This window comes from Pelorhabdus rhamnosifermentans (genome assembly GCF_018835585.1).
Classification (GTDB): domain Bacteria; phylum Bacillota; class Negativicutes; order UMGS1260; family UMGS1260; genus Pelorhabdus; species Pelorhabdus rhamnosifermentans.
This window is the reverse complement of the sequence record NZ_JAHGVE010000012.1, coordinates 18,510-38,704: the sequence shown is the minus strand read 5'-3', so window position 1 is coordinate 38,704 and position 20,195 is coordinate 18,510. Positions and strand designations below refer to the sequence as shown.

The window sequence follows — 20,195 nt, the reverse complement described above, 5'->3', positions numbered from 1 at the left end:
ATAGACACTAGAATAAGTGATGATTTTTGCTTTGCGGACCTTTAGGAGGCGCTTTGTATGATCGTTGAATTAGTAAGTACAGGTACAGAACTTTTATTAGGCCAAATTGTCAATACAAATGCTGTTTTTTTAGCACAGCATTTGAATGAAATGGGATTTGATGTTCTTTATCAAACAACAGTAGGCGATAATCGTAACCGCATGACACAAGTGCTGGAAACAGCGCTGGCTCGAGCGGATATTGTCATTACGACAGGAGGGCTGGGGCCAACGCAGGGTGATATTACAAAAGAGGTTACTGCTAAACTATTAAACTTGCCGCTAGTGTTGCATGAACCCAGTTTGGAGCGTATTCATAAGTTTTTTCAATGTCGGCAAATTCCTATGGCAGATAATAATAAACGACAGGCCTTTGTTGCACAAGGTGCGATAATTTTAGATAATGAACGCGGTACAGCACCAGGTACGATTGTTGATGTTAACGGTAAAATTGTTATTCATTTGCCTGGACCGCCTAGTGAATGTGAACATATGTTTACAAGATCGGTTGTTCCTTATTTGCAAAAAAACTTTGGGCAGCAAGGCATTATTGTATCGAAAATCCTGAGAACCTATGGTTTAGGTGAATCTTCTCTTGAGGAAGCCATTAAGGATTATATTTTGGCTCAAAGTAATCCAACGATTGCCCTTCTCGTACGTAGCGGTGAAGTGATTATTCGTCTGACAGCGAAAGCTGCTTCGCGTGAGCAAGCCGAAACACTCATTGCCGGGCTGGAAAAATTGATTCGTGAGCGCGTGGGTGATTATATTTTTGGTATTAATCAAGATACATTAGAAGAAATTTTAGGGCAGCATTTGACTGAAAAAGAATTGACTGTCGCTTTGGCTGAATCTTGTACAGGTGGTCTTGTAACAAGCCGACTTACAGATGTACCAGGCAGTTCTGTCTATCTGAAAGGAAGCATTGTTTCCTATAGCAACGAAGTCAAAATGAATGCTATTCACGTTGAAAAAGCAGTCTTAGAAAAATATGGAGCCGTGTCAGAAGAAACGGCTTGTCAAATGGCCCAAGGTGCGCGGAATTCTTTTAAAACGTCACTAGGCGTTGGAATCACGGGTATTGCAGGCCCTGGTGGCGCTACAGAAACAAAACCTGTTGGGTTGGTTTTTATTGCAGTTGATGGGCCACTAGGCACAAAATGTTATGAATACCATTTTGTTGGTCAGCGCAAAGAAATTAAAAATCGCACAGCTTTAGCCGCATTAAATCAGTTGCGGCGCTATGTTTTAACATTATAAGGAGGAATTTAATTTGAAAGAAAATAAAGATAACAAAGAGAATAAAGATAGCAAAGAAACAGTAATGTTTGGTAATATTCCCTTAAGTAAAAAGTTGATGTCTGCTGTAAAAGAAATGGGTTTTGAAGAACCCTCACCCATTCAGAGTCAGACGATTCCGCTTGTTTTAGAAGGACATGACGTTATTGGTCAGGCCCAGACAGGAACAGGTAAAACAGCTGCTTTTGGTATTCCTATGATTGAAAAAATTAATGAGACAAGCCGTAATATTCAAGGCCTTGTGTTGACACCGACTCGTGAATTGGCTATCCAGGTATCGGAAGAATTAGCGCGTATCGGTAAATTTAAAAGAGTAAGAACTTTGCCTATTTATGGTGGTCAAGCTATTGACAGGCAGATTCGTTCTTTACATATGGGTGTTCATATTGTTGTGGGTACACCTGGACGACTGCTTGATCATATTCGCCGTAATACAATTAAACTTACCAATGTAAAAACACTTGTCATGGATGAGGCCGACGAAATGCTTGATATGGGGTTTGTCGATGATATTGAAGCTATTTTGGAGCATGTTTCTAAAATTGAACGACAAACCATGCTTTTTTCAGCTACCATGCCAAAACCTATTTTGCATTTGTCTGAGCGCTATATGGATAATCCCGTTATTGTCGCTATAAGTAAAGAAAAACTGACTGTACCCTTGATTGATCAGGTTTATTACGAGACACGTGAAAAATTAGAAGGTTTATGCCGTGTACTTGACACGGAAACGACGGGGCAGCTGATTATTTTCTGTCGCACAAAACGAGGTGTGGATGATCTTGTTGCTTCGTTATCTGGCCGTGGTTATATGGCAGATGGCCTCCATGGTGATTTAAGTCAGGCACAGCGTGACCGTGTCATGAAAAAGTTCCGTGAATCTAAATTGGAAATTTTGATCGCAACAGATGTTGCAGCACGTGGTATTGATATTGATGATATTACGCATGTTATTAATTATGATATTCCACAAGATCCGGAAAGCTATGTTCATCGTATTGGGAGAACAGGCCGTGCAGGCAGAAAGGGAATTGCCATTACCTTTATTCAGCCTCGTGAATATCGTCAATTAAAACTGATTGAAAGAGCCACGAAAACGCGCATTGTTCGTCGCGCATTGCCGTCACCAGCGGATATTTTAGAACGTCAAAGAGAATTTATAAAGGAACGGCTCGTTCAAACAATAGAACAAGGGGAATTTGCTGATTATCATCATATTGTTTCTGAAGTAGTACAGAACTATGATCCTCTTGATATAGCTGCTGCTGCGCTCAAGTTATCACAAGAAGGTTATAAAGAAAAAGAGAAACCTAGAGAAGACAAGGCTAATTATCGTAACACAGGCGCTGAATCAGGTATGGTTCGACTGTTTTTCAATGTAGGTAAGTCACAAAATATCCGTCCTGAAGACATGGTGCGAACCATTGCTAGTGAAGCCGATATTCCTGGCAGTTCAATTGGGGTTATTAATATTTATGAGAAGTTTACCTTTGTTGAAGTACCGGAAGACATTGCTGAACGCGTCATCGCGGTAATGCATAGAAACACATTAAAAGGCTACAAAGTGAATGTAGAATTGGCTAGAGGCCGTTAAACTTATTTTACTGAAAAAACGGAGAGTAAATTACTCTCCGTTTTATTATTGACAGCGCGAACGAAACGTTTGTACAATAAGATGGATGCTAAAGGAGGAGATCGTATGGATAAGGTGAAGGCACTTGAAATGGCTATGCATCAAATAGAAAAAGATTTCGGTAAAGGTTCGATCATGAAGCTGGGTGACGCAGCGGCAAAAATGAACATTGAAGTGATTCCAACAGGTGCCCTTTCTCTGGATGTTGCACTTGGCGTAGGTGGAATTCCGCGTGGACGCTGTATTGAAATCTATGGTCCTGAATCGTCAGGTAAAACGACAGTTGCCTTGCATATGATTGCAGAAGCTCAAAAGTTGGGTGGTATCGCTGCTTTTATCGATGCCGAACATGCACTTGATCCAAGTTATGCTCGTAATTTAGGTGTTGATATTGATAACCTTTTGATTTCACAGCCTGATTATGGTGAACAGGCCTTAGATATTGCCGATGCTCTTGTTCGGAGTGCTGCTGTAGACCTGATTGTTGTGGACTCTGTGGCAGCACTTGTGCCTAAAGCGGAAATTGAAGGTGAAATGGGTGATTCTCATGTGGGTCTTCATGCTAGACTCATGTCACAGGCTCTTCGAAAGCTTACGGGGATTGTCAGCAAATCATGTACAACCATTGTTTTTATTAATCAAATTCGTGAAAAAGTTGGCGTTATGTTTGGTAATCCTGAAGTCACAACAGGTGGCCGTGCCTTGAAATTTTATGCCTCCATTCGATTAGAAGTCAGAAAGAGTGAAGCTATTAAACAAGGTAATGATATTGTTGGTTCGCGGACGCGCGTGAAAGTGGTAAAAAATAAAGTGGCGCCCCCTTTTCGGCAGGCTGAATTTGATATTATGTATGGCCAGGGGATTTCGCGTGAAGGCTGTATCGTTGATATGGGGACTGAATTAGAAATTATCAATAAAAGTGGTACTTGGTATTCTTACGATGAGGCACGCTTGGGTCAAGGCCGGGAAAATGTCAAAGAGTATTTTAAAAGGCATCCTGATATTTCAAATAATATTGAAGCAAAAATTCGGGATATGCTAGCGATTGGCGAAGTAAAATCATCCAATGAAAAGCAAGAAGGGGATCGGCCTGTTGAAGAGTAAACCTGAAATGAGTGCCTATTCTTACGGATTACGCCTTTTGTCTTTTCGTGGCTATAGTGAAGCCGCTTTGATAGAAAAGTTAAGTCATGCCCATTATTTAGAGCCGGAAATCGAATCTGCGATTGAAAAACTGAAGAGCTATGGATTTATTAATGATCAGGAATTGGCAAGAGCTTATTTCAATAAATATGTTACAAGTGATAAAATGGGTTTTTATCTTATTCGTGCGAAACTTAAACAAAAGAAATTTACTTCAGAAGTGGTTGAAGAGTGCTTGAGTCACTATAATCATGATGAAGCTTTTCATCAAGCTTTCAACCTGGCAAAACGTCATTTTTCAGCTGCTGCCTTGCAGGATAAGGCGAAGATTATTCGCTATTTAACTTACCGGGGTTTTTCATCGGAAGTCGTTCAAAAAACACTCACAGCCCTTAACTTGACACTTATCTGAAAAACATTTACAATTAAATTACAATCGTGTAATTATATAACCGTTTTACAATCAAAGTCTGAAAATAAACTGATTTCCACAGGGGGTTGTCAGTGAAAAAAAATCAGAGCCGTCGATTAGTCGGCTTTACCCTAATAAAATTTATTAAGAAGGAGGTGGAGGATTATAATTGAAATATTAATTGCCGCACTTATTTTCGCTATTTTAGGTACTGGTATTGGTTATATGGCGCGGAAAAAGATTGCTGAAGCGAAGTATGCCTCCGCAGAAGAAGCTGCGCAAAAGCTAATTGAAGATGCTGAGAAAATGGGCGAAGCTAAGAAAAAAGAAGTACTATTAGAAGCAAAAGAAGATATTCACAAACTCAGAAGTGAAGTAGAGCGAGAAAGCAAAGAACGCCGTAATGATTTACAACGATTAGAACGGCGATTGTTGCAGAAGGAAGAAAATCTGGACCGTAAGATGGATTCTCTGGAAAAGAAAGATGAAATGTTAAACCGTAAAGAGAATGAAATCGATAAAAGTCGAGAAAAGATAAATGAGTTGTACGCCAAACAACTTTCTGAACTAGAAAGAGTATCGGGACTGTCCTCTGAAGAAGCAAAAAAAATATTGCTTACTAATGTTGAAGAAGAAGTTCGACATGAAACCGCGATTATGATTAAAGAAATACAGCAGCAGGCGAAAGAAGATGCTGATAAAAATGCTCGGGAAATTATTTCTTTAGCTATTCAGCGTTGTGCTGCTGATCATGTTGCAGAAACAACTGTTTCTGTTGTTGCTTTACCTAATGATGAAATGAAAGGTCGGATTATCGGTCGGGAAGGTCGTAATATCCGTACTTTAGAAACGTTAACTGGTGTTGATTTAATTATTGATGATACGCCGGAAGCCGTTATTTTATCAGGATTTGATCCAGTTCGTCGTGAAGTGGCGCGTATTGCTCTCGAAAAGCTCATTACAGATGGACGTATTCATCCAGCTCGTATTGAGGAAATGGTTGAGAAGGCGCAAAAAGAAGTCGAACAGAAAATTAAAGAAGCTGGCGAACAGGCGACATTTGATACGGGAGTTCATGGGCTTCATCCAGAAATCATTCGTTTATTAGGACGCCTCAAATATCGGACAAGTTATGGACAAAATGTGTTAAAGCATTCTGTTGAAGTTTCTCACTTGGCGGGTGTTATGGCGGCTGAATTAGGCGTTGATGTGATGCTGGCTAAACGAGCGGGGTTGTTGCATGATTTAGGAAAAGCTATTGACCACGAAGTTGAAGGCCCTCATGTAACAATTGGTGCAGATTTAGCAAAAAAATATCGTGAGTCTGCTGAAGTAGTCAATGCGATTGGTGCTCACCATGGTGATGAAGAACCAACAACAGTACAGGCTGTACTTGTTGCTGCAGCAGATGCTGTATCGGCTGCTCGTCCTGGAGCCCGTCGTGAGACTTTGGAAAGTTATTTGAAACGGTTAACACGATTGGAAGAAATTGCTGAATCATTCGAAGGCGTGGAAAAATCTTTTGCCATTCAAGCTGGACGTGAAGTACGTATCATGGTAAAACCAGATAAGGTGGATGATTTAGCGTCAATTCGCTTAGTAAGAGATATTGTCAAAAAAATTGAAAGTGAACTTGAATATCCTGGCCAGATTAAAGTCACCGTTATTCGTGAAACGCGTGCTGTTGATTATGCCAAGTAAATAAAACAGCAAAACCGACCTTGAGGGGTCGGTTTTGTTTGCCATTTCTTGCTTTTCGGTCGTAGAAGGATTTATCTTGTCAATAGCGAAAAGAACAGTATATCATGAATAGAACAGGTGGTGATTCTATGAGCAGGCCAGACAAAAATGATGGACGAGTCAGTGACAGTGTTCATCTCTTAATTTCGTTATTAGTTCGTTATCCGGAAATCGGTACAATTAAATTTGATCCTGATCATCATACATTAAAATTAACCTTTATGATCCAAAATAAAGAGTCTACAGTGAATAATCAAGTTCTTGAAAAGCTATTAAATAATAGTCTAACAGCCTATCATATTTTAGAAGGCTTTTCTGATATAACTGCTAGAGTTCAAGTGGCCAGCATCCCTCCTCTTATGACGGTTCATCTTGTGCGTGATGTTTATTCATTAGGAAAAGGTGAAATTGAACTGGTTATTGCCATTCTAAAAGATCAAGTCGGTCAAGCCCTGATTGTGGAGCAAGATAGTTCATTACTTGAAGAAGAATTGATTTTTCAAGAAGAATTGATTGATAATATGCTGGAAAATATCAAAAATGAAGATTATGACCGTAGCTTGTTTGGAATAAGAGAAGAAGGACGTGTTATGGTCTTTAATAAATAAAATCGACTTCAAAAGTTTCCCACAAAGGAAGAGGAGTTAGAGCCCTGCTGTCGAATCAAAGAATATTAAATCATCGAATTAATATTCTTTTCTATATTTTCGAAAAATCAGAGGAGGGTGTTTTGTAGTGGAGATTTTAAAAGTTGCAGCAAAGTCGAATCCAAATTCTGTCGCAGGAGCTTTGGCAGGTGTACTTAGAGAACATGGCAGTGCGGAATTGCAAGCTATTGGTGCAGGTGCATTGAATCAAGCTGTAAAAGCAGTCGCTATTGCGCGTGGATTTGTTGCTCCACATGGTGTAGATTTAATTTGTATCCCTGCCTTTACAGATATTTTAATTGATGGTGAAGAGCGTACTGCCATCAAATTGATTATTGAACCGCGATAAAAAACAATAAACCTGTTCATAAGGGGCAGGTTTATTGTTTTTTATCTTGCAGATAGGTATAATAGAGGATATGAAAAGGAGCGATGTATAGTGAAATTTGAATGGATATCAGCCAATATTACTGAAATACTATGTGATACTTTAGTTATCTTGGTGTCACATGATCATACATGTCTGAATGAACTTCATTTTGAAAAACATCAGCAAGTGACAGGTCAAATAGCGGATATCTTACGTGACCAGCCCGCTCAAAGCGGTTTTGGAACGACTACGACGATTTATACACTGGGGCAGTTACGTGCCAAACAAATTCTACTTATTGGATGTGGCGATGAGAAACTTTCATTAGATAAATGGCGGGCTTTATTTGCTATTGCTGCCAGACAGGCAAAAAAATTACAATCTAAGTCACTATGTTTTGTTTTACCTGAAGATAAAGAGGCTATTTGTTCCAAGCTCATAGAAGCGGCTGTCGAAGGTAGCTTGCTTGGCACTTATTCTTTTGATGATTACCATACAAAGGAAAAAATGTCTGGCAATCTAGAAACTTGTTTGTTTACTGGTTTGGAGAAGGTAGATGCTTTCAACGAAATTGTTACAAGATCAAAAATAGTTGCCTCAAGTGTTAATTTTTCTCGTGATTTAGTCAATCAGCCAGCGTGTGCTATGACGCCTTCCATACTTGCTCAACAAGCACAAGACTTGGCCTCTACTTATGGTTGTTTAAAAAGTACAATTCTTGATCGAAAACAGATGGAAGAGCTAAAAATGAATGCGCTGTTAGCTGTAGCGAAAGGAAGCAATGAGCCGCCTAAGCTGATTGTCCTCGAATACAATGGTCATTCATCTAGTAAAGAAAAAATTGCTTTTGTCGGTAAAGGTATTACTTTTGATAGTGGTGGTATTTCTCTTAAACCAAGTAAGGGTATGGAAGAAATGAAGGATGATATGGCAGGTGGAGCGGCTGTACTAGGTGCCATGCGTGCCATTGCTCAGTTAAAACCCAAGCTCAATATTCTTGCGGTTGTGCCTTGTACGGAAAACATGCCATCAGGTCATGCGTGTCGACCAGGTGATGTTATTTCTTCGATGAATGGTAAAACCATTGAAGTTGTCAATACGGATGCTGAAGGGCGGTTGATTTTAGCGGATGCCGTGACTTACGCCAAAGAACAAGGAGCCACGCATTTAATTGATTTGGCTACGCTCACTGGGGCTTGCGTTGTTGCACTTGGAACGGTGGCATCAGGAGTCTTTACGAATCAAGCGGATTGGTGTCAAAAACTGCTTGATGCAGCAGAAAAATCGGGTGAGAAATTATGGAAGTTACCACTTTTTCCGGAATATAAAGAATTAATTAAAAGTTCCATTGCGGACATGAAAAATTCAGGTGGTCGCGATGCCGGTGCCATTACTGCCGCTTGCTTTATTGCAGAATTTGCTGAACAAACGCCCTGGATTCATATTGATATCGCAGGAACTGTTGAATCAAATAAAGATTGTGGCTACCAAGTAAAGGGGGCTACTGGGACGGGGGTTCGTACTTTAGTTCAATTAGCAGAGGAGTTGGCCTATGAAAACGGCTGATCTTCATGTCCATACGACAGCATCCGATGGACGGATGCCGCCGCAGGAAATTCTTGCTTCGGCTCAAGTAGCAGGTCTCACGGCTATCGCCATTACAGACCATGATACAGTAGACGGCTTGTTAAGTGTTTTGAAGACACTTGAGCAAACTTCTACGTTGGAAGTCATTCCTGGCATTGAATTTAGTACGGATTTACCAGGTCATGAAGTGCATATTCTGGGTTATTTTATTGATCCTTTTCATTCCGAACTTAGAATACAACTTAAATATTTAATTGATGATCGCATTGCACGAGCTCGTAAGATAGTGGATAAACTGGGGCGACTTGGATATTTTATTGATTATGATCGTGTTGTTCAACTAGCAAGAACGGCAACAGCCATTGGACGACCTCATATTGCGCGGGCTCTTGTTGAAAAGAAATATTTTAGCTCAGTTTATGATGTTTTTCAAAGTTTACTCAAAACAGATGGTCCTGCTTACGTTCCACATTACAAACTCGAACCACAGTCTGTTATCAAACTTATTCGTTCGGCAGGGGGTTTACCTGTTTTAGCTCATCCGGGATTAATTCAGAATGATGAAATTGTCAAAAAAATTCTATCCTATGGTATCGTGGGTATTGAAGTTTATCATCCTATTCATAAACCTGATGCAGTGAAACGCTATTTGGCTATGGCAAAAGAATATCACCTATGTGTAACAGGTGGCTCGGATTATCATGCCATTCCAGAACGGTTTCCTGAGCAACTGGGGATTTATACGATTGACTATGAACTTGTAACAAAGTTACGGAAAAAAGCTTCAAATGGATGATTCAAGTTTCTATTGAAATTTATTTTTGTATATTCGTCAGGAGGCTGTTTGATGGAAGTAATCGCGTTAGTTGGGCCAAGTGGAACGGGTAAAAGTCATCGGGCTTTGATTGTGGCTCACGAACGCAATGCCGACACCATTATTGATGATGGACTGCTGATTAAAGATAGTAAAATTGTTGCCGGATCTTCAGCAAAAAAGGAACGAAGTAAAATTCAAGCTGTTAAACGAGCCATCTTTATGGATGCAAAACATGCCAAAGATGTACAGGAAGCTATTACACGAGAAAAATGTAAAAAAATTCTGATTTTAGGAACATCAGAAAACATGGTAAATAAAATTGTCCATGTTTTGCAGCTTCCCCCCATATCAACATTTATTCAAATAGAAGATATTGCTACACCGGCAGAAATTGCCCGTGCACGTGAAAGTCGCGTCAAAGATGGCAAACATATCATTCCTGTTCCTACAATTGAATTAAAACCGCATTTTTCTGGATATCTTATTGATCCATTGGAGATTTTTTTTAAAAAGCCCCGGACGAAACGTCACAAGCTTGGTGAAAAATCCATTGTGCGGCCGATGTTTAGTTATTATGGAAAATTATTGATTTCTGATGCAGCGATTTCTGAAATCGTTCATTTTATTGCGACGCAAAATACTGAAATCACTCGAACAGGACAAATTCAAATAAAAAATTCTCATGATAGAGAAACAGGCATATCCATTGCATTAGATGTGATAATGAAATATGGAAAACCGATCCGTCCAATCATCCAAACTGTACAACTGCGAATCAAAGATGTTGTTGAATATATGACAGGTATGAAAGTCAAAACAATCAATGTAGAGGTAAAGCGTCTCAGCATTGATTAATTGTTAGGGGGAAAGGATATGGAAAAAGCGCATATCAAAACAGTTTTGTTTTCAGGTTATGCCAAACTTCCAACAGGCATTACGGCCAGTGAAATGTATAAAGTCGTGGGGGTTATTTTAACGATTGATGTGGAAACAGGTATGATTATTGAAGCTGACTGTACACTTGCTACACGCCTTGCGCGGAAACATGTGGCAAGCATTTTAGTTGGACATACTTTAAAAAATGGACCCGATCCTATTTTACATTTAGTTGATAAAACTTATCAAGGTAGTGCGAAAAAAGCTATTATTACGGCTATGCGCATTATTTATGATAAATATCGTGGGTTTCAAGAAGGCAGTATTCCAAGTTTACTGGACTGATTCATTTAGTAAGTGTTGTGATTATTTGCTATTGTAACTTAATATTTTATATACTGACAAAAAAGCTTGCAGATTATCTGCAGGCTTTTTTGTTATTTTTTACAGACCCCTTGATTTTTTGCGTACCATGGAATGTATTCTAGTAAGCGATAGTCGCTCTTGGTTAGGATCAACCATATAATAGTTTAGAAAACTTATGAGAATGATAAAATGCAAGGGAAGTGAAGTGATGTTGCTTAGAATGCTTAATGTGCTTCACGACAATTGGGTTGGAATAATCTTATTCATGACATTGTTAACTTTTTTTGCCTGGCTGTTTGGTTACGTATTGAATGGTTTATATAGTTATAAATTTGATTTAGCCAGTTGCTGGGCTGGCTTTGGTGCCATTGCCACAGCGGCAGCGGCAGGATGTGGTAGATGGTGGATTGATAGCAGGGAGAATTCAAAACAGGGTGAAATGCCCCAAGGGAGGATGAAGGAATGAGTAGTTTAGGCAGCTTATCAGCGAAATACGAATCAAATAGTGATTGTGCAGCCGTTTCCATTAATGAATGTGATGGAGGGGGTGTTTCTTTTGGCATTTATCAGTTTTCATCAGTCCAAGGTGTTGTGCAAGACTTTGTACAATTTTTAAAAAGACAACAGCCCCCGCTTAATCAATACGGCATTCAATTAGAGGAGGCGGGTGATCCTAAGAATACTGGGTTTCAAACCAAATGGCAAACAATCGGATCGATTGATCCAGGTGGATTCACAGATCTGCAGGAAGCTTATGTTCGTCCAATTTATTTTGATGCGGGAGCTCAAAATTTATTAAATTGGTATTGCTTTGACATTTATGAGCACAGCGCAGCTCTTCAAGCAGTGTTATGGTCTAATTGCGTGCAGCATGGCAGCTATTATGGGGCGGAAGTATTTGACGATGCAGCAAAATGTGCTGGTCGAAAACTGGTAGATATGAGTGATTATGATGTTATTTATAATATTTATGAAGTAAAATTGACGGATTTGAGTTGGTCGAGTGGGAGTCCTGAAGAACGGCCGGGACTGTTCTTCCGCTGGAAAAATGAACGACTAGATGCTCTTGATATGTTAAATGAATAAAGTTCATTGGGACTTCTTTTGTTTTTATACCCTGTATTTGCTATAATGAAGGAGATAAGAACAAAGGAGCGATTGGAACGTATGACTGATTTTAATAAAACTAATGCGTCTCATGCAAAATCGGCGTTTATTATTACCTACGGGTGTCAAATGAATGAAGCCGATTCGGAAAAATTAATGGGGCAGCTGGAGAAATGTGGCTATATATCGGCACGAGCACTCGAAGAAGCCGATCTTATTTTAATTAATACTTGCTGTGTTCGTGAAAGTGCTGAGCAAAAAATTTATGGTAAAATTGGCGAATGCAAACGATTAAAGACACTTAATCCGAAGTTAATTGTCGTCATAACAGGCTGTATGGCCCAGAAAAATCGCGAGCAGCTCTTAAAACGGGCGCCCCATATTGACCTTATTTTAGGTACCAATAATGTTCATGGCCTTATTGAGGCGATAAAAAAAATTGAACAAACTCATGAAAAAGTTGTCGCTGTTTTTGATCAAACAGAAACATTTGATAATGTCCCTGTAAAGCGCGGCAGTGATTTAAACGCCTGGGTTCCTATTATGTATGGGTGCAATAATTTTTGCACCTACTGTATCGTTCCTTATGTGAGAGGCCGGGAACGCAGTCGTTTGCCGCAAGATATTTTAACAGAAATTACTGAACTAGGTAAAAAAGGTTTTAAAGAAATTATGTTGCTTGGGCAAAATGTCAATTCTTATGGCAAGGACACGGCCTTGGGTTTGGACTTTGCCGGACTTCTGGCAGAAATTGATGAGTCAAATGCCGTGGAACGCATTCGCTATATGACTTCTCATCCGCGCGATATGACAAAGCAAGTGATTGATGTTATTGCAAAGAGTCGTCACATTTGCGAACATTTTCACCTGCCTATTCAGTCTGGCAGCGATGAAATATTGCATCGGATGAATCGAGGTTACAATCAGGAAAGTTATCGTAAAATTGTTCATTATATTCGTAAGGTGTTACCTCATGCCAGTCTTACGACGGATCTCATTGTTGGCTTTCCTGGTGAAACAGAAGAATTATTTCAGGAAACACTGGATTTTGTTAGCGAAATTAAGTTTGATGCAGCTTACACTTTCCTTTATTCGAAACGTTCAGGAACCCCTGCGGCGACGATGGAGGATCAAGTACCTGAGACGATAAAAAAAGAACGCCTCCATCGCTTAATGGAAAGACAAAATGAAATTAGTTTGGCAATTAATAAAAAACTTGAAGGGCAGGTTGTTGAGGTGTTAGCAGAAGGCCCGAGTAAAAATGATGACCAAACTTTCACGGGACGTACGCGGACAAATAAAATTGTGTTGTGGCATAAAGATGACGACGATAAAGCCGGACAGTTTGTGCACGTCATGATCGAAAAAGCACAGACCTGGGTTTTGAAAGGAAACAAACAGCCATGACTTATACTCCAATGCTCAAGCAGTATCGTGAAATTAAAGAACAACATCAAGATGAGATTCTTTTTTTTCGTTTGGGTGATTTTTATGAAATGTTTTTCGATGATGCCAATCTGGCATCACGAGAGCTAGAAATTACCTTAACAGCTCGTGATGGTGGGGCTGGACTAAAGGTTCCTATGTGCGGCATTCCTTATCATGCGGCTGACAACTATATTGCCAAGCTTATTGCTAAAGGCTATAAAGTAGCAATTTGTGAACAAGTGGAAGATCCGAAGCTTGCCAAGGGAATTGTCAAACGGGAAGTTGTCAAGATTATTACGTCAGGCACACTGACGCAGGAAACGTTGCTGACAGATCAAAACAATAATTATCTCGTTGTTTTATATGAGGAAGAGAATTCACTGGCATTTGCTGCTGCAGATATATCTACAGGCGAATGCTTCTGGACGCTCTTTACAGGGGCCGATCGTTACAATACGTGTTGTGATAATCTCTATCGTCTTATGCCTGCGGAACTTGTTCTTTCCAGTCCTCTGTCAGACGAAGCAGGTATTCGCTCCTTTTTGCATGACCGTGTAACGGCCTGTACGGTATCACGTTTTGATGAAAAAATACCTGATGCCCAAGAGCTTCTTATTCGTCATTTTCCACCTGAAGAGCATCCAACCAATCTTGTTGCGGTACAAGCTGTTATGGCCCTTTTGGCTTATTTACATCATACACTGAAAAATAGTTGTTCTCATATCAACCGTCTGACTCGTTATGAAGTTTCTGATTGTTTAATACTTGATGCAGCAACGCTGCGTAATTTGGAAATTACCCGCAATATGCGCGACGGTAGTAAACGTGGCACGATTTTGGGTGTACTTGATTTTACAAAAACTGCTATGGGCGGGCGTTTACTTAGAAAATGGCTGGAATATCCTCTTGTTGATATTCCCCTAATTCGCTCGCGCCAAGACGCTGTTGCCGAACTTATTCAGCAAGCAGGACTACGTGCTGAACTTACTGAAGTACTAGAATGTGTTTATGATTTTGAACGTATTCTAACGCGGATTGAAGTGGGAACAGCCAATGGACGTGATTTAACGGCTCTTCATGCATCGCTAACGGTGTTACCTAAACTTCGCGATCTATTAAATCGTACAACAGACCCCTTATTAATCCGTCTTAATGGACAACTTGATTTGCATGAAGATATGACTCAGCTTATTGGGCAGGCCCTTGTGGATGAACCGCCTTTTTCAGTAAGAGAGGGAGGAATGATTCGTCCAGGCTATCACAGTGAACTCGATTCACTACGTTCTTTGTCTCATGACAATAAACAGTGGATTCAAGATGTGGAAGCACGAGAAAGAGAGAATACAGGCATTAAAACCTTAAAGATTGGTTATAATCGTGTGTTTGGCTACTACATTGAAGTCACTCATTCTCAAACACATGCTGTACCTCCTACATATGTACGAAAACAAACGCTGGCTAATGCTGAGCGTTACATTACACCGGAACTCAAGGAATATGAAACAAAGGTTTTGGGGGCGCAGGAAAAAATTGTTGTCCTTGAATATGAACTCTTTACAGCTCTTCGTGATACAGTAAAGGAGCACATTCCGGCTATTCAGCAAACAGCACGGCAAGTCGCTGCTGTTGATGCTCTCATGAGTTTGGCTGAAGCAGCCCACAGATATCACTATGTACGTCCTAACTTGTGTAAAGAAAGGCAAATTGTCATCACAGATGGACGTCATCCTGTTGTCGAGCGGCTGCTCAAGGGTGAAGTCTTTGTCCCAAATGATACGAGACTCAATCATCATGATCATGAAGTCATTCTTTTAACAGGTCCGAATATGGCTGGTAAATCAACCTATATGCGACAAGTGGCGCTACTTGTGCTACTTACGCAAGTAGGTAGTTTTATTCCAGCATCAGCGGCACAAATTCATCCTGTGGACCGTATCTTTACTCGTGTTGGTGCCAGCGACGATTTAGCCACTGGGCAAAGTACTTTTATGGTTGAAATGAGTGAAGTGGCACATATCTTAAAAAATGCTACAGCCAATAGCTTGGTTATTCTTGATGAAATTGGCCGGGGAACAAGTACATTTGATGGGATGAGTATCGCCAGGGCCGTTATCGAATATATGGAAGAACGTATTGAATCGTTAACACTTTTTGCAACTCATTATCATGAATTAACGACACTGGCTGAGAATTTTGAAAAAATACAAAACTACTCTATTGCTGTAAAAGAACGTGGCAATCAAGTCATTTTTCTGCGGCGGATTGTTGCGGGGGGGGCGGATAAAAGTTATGGCATTCACGTGGGACAGCTGGCCGGTCTGCCAAAAAAACTTATTACTCGTGCCGGCGAACTTCTTGCTGAAACAGAAGCCTGTCAAGGCACTGTTCCAGGGATTTGCGAGAATCTTCCGGCTCAAACAGAAGAAATTGCGGCTACAATGACGCTGTTTTCTCAGGCCGTCATAGATGAACTACTAAAAATCGATGTGTTATCTATCACCCCGATTGAAGCGCTTAATATCTTATATAAGCTACAAAACCAGGCGAAAGAGGAGGCTGGTTTGCCATGATACCTGCCGCAAGCGTCCGATTGCTTGATGAAAATACGGCTAACAAAATTGCCGCTGGTGAGGTTGTGGAACGACCGGCATCCATTGTAAAGGAGCTTGTAGAAAATGCTCTTGATGCAGGCAGTACGGTCATTGAAATTGAAATCGCCGCAGGGGGTACTGAACTTATTCGTGTTACAGACAATGGCAGCGGTATGACAACAGCCAATGCCAAGCTGGCCATTTTGCGTCATGCCACAAGTAAAATCTCATCAGCCGATGATCTCAATCATTTAGTTTCCCTCGGTTTTCGTGGTGAAGCTTTGCCAAGTATTGCCGCTGTTTCACGCTTTACCTTACTTACTCGTCCGCAGGAAGAAAGCATTGGGACGCGGATCGAAATTGAAGGAGGCTTTGTACAAGATGTTGTCGAAGCTGGGGCGGCATCAGGTACAAGTGTGACCATTCGCGACCTTTTTTTTAATACGCCGGCACGTCGTAAATTTTTAAAAACCGTAGCAACGGAAGGGGCACAAATTCATAGCATTATCGGTAAAATTGCCCTTGCTTATCCAGGTGTAACATTTAAACTGATTAACCATGAACGTTTAGTGTTGTCTACGCCAGGTACCGATGACTTACTAGAAACGGCCGCCAATTTGTATGGGCATAAAATTAAGCCTGATCTGCTCGCTGTAGACTTTGAATACGAGGGTATTGGCGTAACAGGTGTTGTGGCTAAACCCCATCTTATTAAGGGGACGCGTGCCTGGCAGACATTCATTGTTAATAATCGGGTCATTACGAATCGCATGATGGGCAAGGCCCTTGATAATGCCTATCACTCGCTTTTACCCAAAACAGGCTTTCCACTTGCTGTCATTCGTCTCAGCATTGCACCTGAAACAGTCGATGTTAATGTACATCCACAAAAATTAGAAATTAAGTTTAGCAATGATCAACTCATTTATCAGGCTCTCTATCGGGCTGTCAAGGATGTTCTCGTTCATCCTTCCTCACCGGGTCTTACGGCTGCTGCTCCTTCGCTTACACCAAATCTGGCGGTTACAGCAGTGCCTTTACAACTAGAGAACATGCATGTCTCATCACGGCCGGAGGCTGGCGTGACAACTTCTGTTTGGCATCCGTCAGGGTCAGCCCATGAAGCTCAATACACATCAGCTGAGTCCTCTGCTGCATTTTCTGTTGCTGAGGCTAGACAAGCTCTTGCCAAACAAGAGCCACTACAATCAGTTGAACCTGTTTTACAGGAAAATTCTAATTGTGAACAAGTCCTTTATCCATTGGGGCAAATTGATCATTGTTATATCGTGGCCCAGGGACAAGATGGACTATATATTATTGATCAGCATGCTGCTCATGAGCGTATTCGCTATGATAAGTTAAGCCAAGCTGCTGATCGTGTGCCAAGTCAGCAGCTGTTAGTTCCTTTACTCATTGAGTTTACAGAACCAGAGGCGGATATACTGATCGATTTTCAAGGGCTTTTCTATGAACTGGGCTTTGCTGTGGAATTGGCTGGTCCAACAACGATTCGCTTACTGGAAATTCCGGCGGATATTCAAAATAATTATGCTGAAGCTTATGTGCGTGATATTATTAGCCAAATTCAAAGTCAGGATCATCCTACGTCGCAAGCTCTTCGGCATTCGTGTTTGCAACTTGCCGCTTGTCATGGAGCAATCCGTGCTGGTGAAAAACTGAATATGCGTCAAATGCAGGCTCTTTTAGAAGAATTGTGCCAGACAGAGCTGCCTTATGCTTGCCCGCATGGACGTCCGGCTATGATCCGTTTTACCCCCCATGACTTAAGCAAATTATTTAAGCGAACATGACAGGAGAATATCTTGCGTATAAAAAATATCCAAAATGGTAAACATGACCATAGAATGCAAAGGGTATCACTGCAAATTAAAAGGCAGGTGGCATGATGAACCGCCTTATTGTTTTATTGGGTCCTACTGCTGTAGGAAAAACAAAATTAAGTATTGCTCTTGCTAAGCGGCTTCATACAGAAATCATCTCGGGGGATTCCATGTTAATTTATCGGGGGATGGATATTGGTACAGCCAAGCCTTCTTTGATAGAAAAAGATGGGATTGTTCATCATTTAATTGATATTTTGGAACCCAATGAAGAATACAGTGTTGTTGATTTTCAACAACAAGCAGCAGTTCTTATTGACCGTCTGAATAAGGCAGGGAAAATACCTATTTTAGCCGGGGGGACGGGACTGTATGTCAAGGCTTTGCTTGAAGGATATGTATTTCATGAGATACAAAGTGATGAAGTTTATCGTACCTATCTGACACAATTAGCAAAGCAGCAGGGAAATGAGAAAGTTCATGCTTTGCTTGCCAAGGTTGACCCAAAAGCGGCCCAGCGTCTTCATGTCAATGATTTACGCCGTGTGATTCGCATTTTGGAAATTCATCATCTGACACGGCAAGGTAAGCAAAGCAAACAGCCCGAAGAATGCCAGGTCCCTTCACAGTCATTGCAATATGAAGCGAGTGTCATTGGTTTGACCATGAAACGTTCACTGCTATATGACCGCATTAATCAACGCGTAGACAGGATGGTTGCTGCTGGCTTGGTAGAGGAAGTTAAAAGGTTGCTTCAGTCTGGACTAGCAGTTGAAGCGCAGTCAATGCAGGCCATTGGTTATAAGGAGATTGTTTTATACTTAAAAGGTCAAATGGCACTCGATGATGCGCTAATGAAGATGAAACAAGCAACAAGGCATTTTGCCAAACGTCAGTTGACTTGGTATCGGAAGATGCCCTATATTCAGTGGTTTTCTGTTGATGCAGGACGATCAGAAGCCCAAATTGTGGAAAATATTTACCAATCTATTGCAGAAAAGTTCAATCTAAAGTAGAATGAAGAAGTAAATTGAATTCGGAGGGATTGCGTCATGACAACAAAAGCAATTAATTTGCAGGACAGTTTCTTAAATCAAGTCCGCAAAGAAAATGTACCTGTCGTTATTTATCTTGTAAATGGGTTTCAACTGCGTGGTTCAGTTAAAGGGTTTGACAATTTTACTGTTATTATCGAAAATGATGGCAAGCAGCAGTTAGTCTATAAGCATGCAATCTCAACGATTACACCCTTCCGACCGCTGAATTCAATGCATAAGGAAGACCATAAGTTTGATAAATTACAGTCGGATAAATCACAACCAGAAAAGTCCCAAATAGACCGACAGTAATGTTGACGAAATTTCAGAACGAACATTCCTGGAAATGAGTCATATTCTCGTAGAAAAAGCTCCAAGCCTATGCTTAGGAGCTTTTTCTATTGTATTCACCCTTCTGTAAGGTCTTGCGTATAATAATTATCATCAATAATGAGGTGGGATTATGGTATACACCTGGCCAGCGGAGGTTTTAGAACACGTTGAAACGGGTCAGTGTTCAGCATTAGAAGCCTGTCGGGCCTTAATTGATCTGGATCGGATGGGAAGTAGTATTCGAAAGCATAAGAGCAAAAACGAAACTGCCCCCGTTGTTACGGAAAATATTTTTAAGGATCTTGACCAGTTAATTGGCCTAGAGGAAGTAAAAAAATTAGTAAGAGAAATTTATGCTTTTATTGAAATACAAAAAAGACGGCAAAAAGAGCAACTATTGACGGAACCCCTTTGTCTGCATATGATTTTTAAAGGAAATCCAGGTACAGGAAAAACAACGGTGGCGCGCATACTTGGTAAGATCTTTTATCATATGAAGCTTCTTGAAAAAGGCCATCTTATTGAAGTAGAACGAGCCGATCTTGTTGGTGAATATATTGGTCATACCGCCCAAAAAACGCGTGAACAATTAAAAAGAGCTTATGGCGGAATTTTATTTATTGATGAAGCTTATTCATTGTCACGGGGTGGGGAAAAGGATTTCGGCAAAGAAGCCATCGACTGTATCGTGATACTCAGGAAGCAAATCAGTATAAAGGTCATTAAAGAGAACCCAGGTACATGGGTTGATGGTATGGTTAATTACTTAAAATGATCATTAATTGATTTTTCGTAAATATGATAAAAACAGATGAGAAGTTAAAATTCAAGTAAAAACAAGTAAATAACAGATGAATTTTTAGTAAAAATACATTGACGCATAATGAGGAGTTTGCTATACTTTTTATATAAATAACTGAATTTTC

At 40.4% G+C, this 20,195-nt stretch carries 19 protein-coding genes; all 19 read left to right on the top strand.

Translation table 11 applies throughout. From position 1 onward, the window contains the following. Positions 1-57 precede the first annotated feature (57 nt). The 19 genes from Ga0466249_RS14800 to Ga0466249_RS14710 all read left to right on the top strand — a co-directional run bounded on the left by Ga0466249_RS14800 (position 58) and on the right by Ga0466249_RS14710 (position 20,044). A complete protein-coding gene (locus tag Ga0466249_RS14800; protein WP_215830246.1) occupies positions 58-1,299 on the top strand; it encodes a competence/damage-inducible protein A in 1,242 nt (413 codons plus the stop codon). Positions 1,300-1,363: 64 nt separating this feature from the next. Further along, positions 1,364-2,932 carry a DEAD/DEAH box helicase gene (locus Ga0466249_RS14795; protein WP_215830340.1) on the top strand — a complete coding sequence of 523 codons (1,569 nt, stop codon included), beginning with the start codon at positions 1,364-1,366 and terminating at the stop codon, positions 2,930-2,932. A gap of 105 nt (positions 2,933-3,037) precedes the next feature. Continuing rightward, positions 3,038-4,075 (top strand): recombinase RecA, encoded by a 1,038-nt coding sequence (recA, locus tag Ga0466249_RS14790; RefSeq protein WP_215830245.1) that lies wholly within the window; start codon positions 3,038-3,040, stop codon positions 4,073-4,075. Next, entirely contained in the window at positions 4,065-4,526 is a 462-nt protein-coding gene (locus tag Ga0466249_RS14785; protein WP_215830244.1) for a regulatory protein RecX, read from the top strand. The genes recA and Ga0466249_RS14785 overlap by 11 nt, the downstream gene beginning before the upstream one ends. Positions 4,527-4,688: 162 nt before the next feature. Next, positions 4,689-6,227 (top strand): ribonuclease Y, encoded by a 1,539-nt coding sequence (gene rny / locus Ga0466249_RS14780; protein WP_376769304.1) that lies wholly within the window; start codon positions 4,689-4,691, stop codon positions 6,225-6,227. Between the two features lie 128 nt (positions 6,228-6,355). Further along, complete coding sequence (locus Ga0466249_RS14775; protein ID WP_215830243.1) at positions 6,356-6,874, top strand: hypothetical protein; 519 nt, start codon at positions 6,356-6,358, stop codon at positions 6,872-6,874. 127 nt (positions 6,875-7,001) lie between these two features. After that, entirely contained in the window at positions 7,002-7,262 is a 261-nt protein-coding gene (locus tag Ga0466249_RS14770; protein ID WP_215830242.1) for a stage V sporulation protein S, read from the top strand. A gap of 90 nt (positions 7,263-7,352) precedes the next feature. Next, positions 7,353-8,849: a leucyl aminopeptidase gene (locus Ga0466249_RS14765; protein WP_215830241.1), complete on the top strand. Its 1,497-nt coding sequence runs from the start codon at positions 7,353-7,355 to the stop codon at positions 8,847-8,849. After that, positions 8,836-9,666, top strand: coding sequence for a PHP domain-containing protein (locus tag Ga0466249_RS14760; RefSeq protein ID WP_215830240.1), 831 nt, complete (start codon positions 8,836-8,838; stop codon positions 9,664-9,666). The genes Ga0466249_RS14765 and Ga0466249_RS14760 overlap by 14 nt, the downstream gene beginning before the upstream one ends. A gap of 51 nt (positions 9,667-9,717) precedes the next feature. After that, entirely contained in the window at positions 9,718-10,542 is an 825-nt protein-coding gene (locus tag Ga0466249_RS14755; RefSeq protein WP_215830239.1) for an Asp23/Gls24 family envelope stress response protein, read from the top strand. A gap of 18 nt (positions 10,543-10,560) precedes the next feature. Next, positions 10,561-10,908: a DUF3870 domain-containing protein gene (locus Ga0466249_RS14750; RefSeq protein ID WP_215830238.1), complete on the top strand. Its 348-nt coding sequence runs from the start codon at positions 10,561-10,563 to the stop codon at positions 10,906-10,908. A 229-nt stretch (positions 10,909-11,137) separates the two neighbouring features. Beyond that, a complete protein-coding gene (locus Ga0466249_RS14745; RefSeq protein ID WP_215830237.1) occupies positions 11,138-11,395 on the top strand; it encodes a hypothetical protein in 258 nt (85 codons plus the stop codon). Beyond that, positions 11,392-12,015, top strand: coding sequence for a VgrG-related protein (locus tag Ga0466249_RS14740; protein ID WP_215830236.1), 624 nt, complete (start codon positions 11,392-11,394; stop codon positions 12,013-12,015). The genes Ga0466249_RS14745 and Ga0466249_RS14740 overlap by 4 nt, the downstream gene beginning before the upstream one ends. Positions 12,016-12,096: 81 nt before the next feature. Next, entirely contained in the window at positions 12,097-13,443 is a 1,347-nt protein-coding gene (miaB, locus tag Ga0466249_RS14735) for a tRNA (N6-isopentenyl adenosine(37)-C2)-methylthiotransferase MiaB (RefSeq protein ID WP_215830235.1), read from the top strand. Further along, positions 13,440-16,034, top strand: a complete 2,595-nt coding sequence (gene mutS / locus Ga0466249_RS14730) for a DNA mismatch repair protein MutS (protein WP_215830234.1) — start codon at positions 13,440-13,442, stop codon at positions 16,032-16,034. Before miaB ends, mutS begins: the two co-directional genes overlap by 4 nt. Continuing rightward, on the top strand, positions 16,031-17,869 hold the full coding sequence (gene mutL, locus Ga0466249_RS14725; RefSeq protein ID WP_215830233.1) for a DNA mismatch repair endonuclease MutL: 1,839 nt from the start codon (positions 16,031-16,033) through the stop codon (positions 17,867-17,869). The genes mutS and mutL overlap by 4 nt, the downstream gene beginning before the upstream one ends. A 95-nt stretch (positions 17,870-17,964) precedes the next feature. Next, positions 17,965-18,915, top strand: a complete 951-nt coding sequence (gene miaA / locus Ga0466249_RS14720; protein ID WP_215830338.1) for a tRNA (adenosine(37)-N6)-dimethylallyltransferase MiaA — start codon at positions 17,965-17,967, stop codon at positions 18,913-18,915. A 36-nt stretch (positions 18,916-18,951) separates the two neighbouring features. After that, positions 18,952-19,248: an RNA chaperone Hfq gene (gene hfq, locus Ga0466249_RS14715; RefSeq protein ID WP_215830232.1), complete on the top strand. Its 297-nt coding sequence runs from the start codon at positions 18,952-18,954 to the stop codon at positions 19,246-19,248. A 151-nt stretch (positions 19,249-19,399) separates the two neighbouring features. After that, entirely contained in the window at positions 19,400-20,044 is a 645-nt protein-coding gene (locus tag Ga0466249_RS14710; protein WP_215830231.1) for an AAA family ATPase, read from the top strand. Positions 20,045-20,195 lie beyond the last annotated feature (151 nt).